Raw genomic sequence first — 504 nt, 5'->3', positions numbered from 1 at the left:
CAATTTAATCATTATAGCGGATTCGCTTTGAATCGGTACAAACCGGCTCTGCCACTCTTTGCAGCTTTGCCGCCTTGCCATGATTTAAAGCCAAACTGCCCTATCTTAACGTCAAAGGTCGTATGAAACAACATTCCGCAGCCCTTATCGGTTGAGGATGCGCCCGTCGGAATGGTAGAATCAACGGATTCGGGCATATCGGTTTGCCGTCGCCGACGGATACGGTATCGCCCACACATTTTCTCAAACAACGGTTATCCGGTTTACCTGATATACCGAGGACTTTCCCATGATTAAAATCAGCACTCAATTTGACGCCGGCTCCGTTGTTGTCAAAGACCTGACCGACCCCGCCAATATCCGCCTCGAGCTGCGTCCGGACAACGCTTCCGATTTCGCCCAATGGTTTTATTTCCGTCTGCAAGGTGCGGCGTATCAGAATTGCGTGATGCACTTTGAAAACGCGGCGGACTCGGCTTATCCCGAAGGCTGGGAAGATTATCA

At 50.4% G+C, this 504-nt stretch carries 1 protein-coding gene; it reads left to right on the top strand.

From position 1 onward, the window contains the following. Positions 1–289 precede the first annotated feature (289 nt). Positions 290–504: M14-type cytosolic carboxypeptidase (locus ACTHUR_RS18790; protein WP_440400287.1), on the top strand; the 215-nt coding region annotated here is incomplete at its 3' end.

This window comes from Neisseria sp. P0021.S007 (assembly GCF_051956855.1).
Note: the sequence above shows the minus strand (reverse complement) of the source record. Positions and strands in the feature narration are given on the sequence as shown.